The following is a 2301-nucleotide window of genomic DNA, read 5'->3' on the forward strand; positions in this document are numbered from 1 at the left end:
CGACCAACCCACCCCACCCCCTCGCGGCAGCAGCCAGCCCTGACCCCGGCCAAGAACGCCGCCGCAGGCAGTGACCGCACCCCAGCCCGCCCCCTCCCTCCCGCTGCCGGCGTTCTGGGCCCGAAGGGTCCGAGGCGAAACCCGCACCACAGCACCGGCAATGCCGCCCCACGCGGCAGCCACCCCCACTCTCACCCCCACCCCCATCAGCAGCTACGACGACACCCCGAGTTCAAACTCGGTAGTCGGCATTCTCAGGAATGCGAAGCCCCTGGAAGGCCGATAAACGGCCCGTTCCAGGGGCTTCGCATTCAGGAGATCACTGGCCCCACTTCAGCCATGCGTACAGTGCGAACGACACCGCGAGCGAGGCCAAATACTGGATGGTCAGTCTTCTGGTCGCCGGTTCCGACTGGCTGGCCGGTGTGCCCAGGGGATCCTCGCCCTGCCGCACCGCTATGCGCACGTCCGCGCGGCGCCCCACCGCGCCGAGAGTGAACGCCAGGACCACCGTGGAATATATGGAGAGCAGCGTTGTGAGGTCGTGGCCCCGCAGCTTTCCCATGGTCGACAGGAAACACACCCCGAGGAGGGGCACGAGAGAGACCTTACTTCTGGCCTTGGCGCTCGGCAGTATGGGCAGCCAAACAGCTAGGAAGAGGGCCGTCGTGACGACGGTGATGACCCACCAGACATTTTCAGATATGTGAGGGGCGTGCAAGATTCTCTCCCTTACCCATGCGGGCCCGGTCGGCGGAGTCGGTCTCCCGTCGACTGCGATGGCCACCGCCATTATCCCTGATCGGCGCAGCAAACCGGACCTGCCGGTCGGTTTGCTTCAACTGGGCTTCTTTCGCTGCAAGTTGGCAGCTTCGAATTCGGTGGGCCTTCTCCCTGCCTCGCGTCCGGGAATTCTGGCCGCCGTTCCCCGGAAGCATTTCTTCCGCTTATGGCGCGGGGTGGTGACCGGTCAGCGGTGTGCCGGGTCGCCGGGGCGGTTGCGTGCGCGCCGTCATGGGTACGTGGCACAGCGGTCCGACGTGCGTCCGGCGGCGGGCCGCTGTGGCTCCCTGACCAGCGGAGGCGCACGGCGGGGCGCGGGAACTCAGTGGCGGTCGGGCGCGTTCTGCCGTACAGATGTCGACAAGGACAAAAAGATCGTCCCCAAGCAGTAGAACTATTTCTTTGCCCACCCATTACCCTTGACCGCGAGGCCGCGCTGGGTGGCCACGGAGGAGTGAGATGAGGAGCAGCAACCCGGTCTTCTCGCGACGGGGCTTCAGCCGCGACAGCGGCGGCTACGCCGGCTTCAACGCGGCGCCGCAGGCCGGGGCCCCCACCGCGAACCCGTACGCCGGTGGCAACCAGTACGCCGGCGGGAACCCGTACGCGAACAACCCGTACGCGGCGGGGCAGCAGGACCTCCAGACCGGCCCCCCGCAGGCGCCGGCGCAGACCGGCCGGATGACGATGGACGACGTCGTCACGCGCACCGGCATCACGCTCGGCGTGGTCGTCGTCGCCGCGTGCGCGGCCTGGGCCATGAACCTGCCCTGGGGCGCCGGGGCCGGTGCCGGGCTCGTCGCGATGGTCCTGGGCTTCGTCCAGGCGTTCAAGGCGAAGCCGGTGCCCGCGCTGATCATCGGGTACGCGCTCTTCGAGGGCCTGTTCCTCGGCGTGATCAGCAAGGCGTTCAACTACCTCGCCGACGGCGCGCCCGTACAAGCCGTGCTCGGCACCATGGCCGTCTTCGTCGGTGTGCTCATCGCGTACAAGACCCGGCTCATCCGGGTCGACCGGCGGTTCTACCGCTTCGTGATGGCCGCCGCGATCGGCTTCGTCCTGCTGATGGCCGTCAACCTGCTGTTCAGCGTCTTCGGCGGCGGCGACGGCCTCGGCATCCGCACCGGCGGGCTGGGCATCGTGGTCGGCATCATCGGCGTGCTGCTCGGCGCCGCGTTCCTGGCGCTGGACTTCAAGCAGATCGAGGACGGCATCCGCTACGGCGCTCCGCGCGAGGAGTCCTGGCTCGCCGCCTTCGGCCTGACGCTGTCCCTTGTGTGGATCTACACCGAGATGCTGCGGCTGATCGCGATCTTGAACGACAACTTGCTCTTGGTGACCGAGTCGTTGACGTTGATGGCCGGGAACGCCAGCTCACCCGCGGCGGCGAACTGGTACAGCCGCAGCACGCCGGTGGTGGTCTCCTCGGTGACACCCTTGACCGACGCGGCGATCTTGGTCCACTTGTCCTTCTCGGTCTCGAAGCGCTTGCGCACCAGGGACAGGAAGACCTTCCAC

Annotated in this window: 2 protein-coding genes and 1 pseudogene; 1 reads left to right on the forward strand and 2 read right to left on the reverse strand. The window is 67.5% G+C overall.

Features of this window, described 5'->3' with window-relative positions:
* Positions 1 to 319 precede the first annotated feature (319 nt).
* Positions 320 to 787, reverse strand: a complete 468-nt coding sequence (locus ACFU99_RS41130) for a hypothetical protein (RefSeq protein ID WP_384403165.1) — start codon at positions 785 to 787, stop codon at positions 320 to 322.
* Between the two features lie 455 nt (positions 788 to 1242).
* On the opposite strand from ACFU99_RS41130, the pseudogene ACFU99_RS41135 reads away from it, so the two are divergent.
* Positions 1243 to 2112 (forward strand): annotated as a pseudogene (locus ACFU99_RS41135) (Bax inhibitor-1/YccA family protein); the annotation flags it as partial.
* On the opposite strand, the gene ACFU99_RS41140 reads toward ACFU99_RS41135, so the two are convergent.
* Complete coding sequence (locus ACFU99_RS41140; RefSeq protein WP_384403168.1) at positions 2067 to 2279, reverse strand: adenosylhomocysteinase; 213 nt, start codon at positions 2277 to 2279, stop codon at positions 2067 to 2069. The pseudogene ACFU99_RS41135 and the gene ACFU99_RS41140 sit on opposite strands and share 46 nt — an antisense overlap.
* Positions 2280 to 2301: the final 22 nt, after the last annotated feature.

The sequence above is a fragment of the Streptomyces sp. NPDC057654 genome, from assembly GCF_042800135.1.
Lineage (GTDB): Bacteria > Actinomycetota > Actinomycetes > Streptomycetales > Streptomycetaceae > Streptomyces.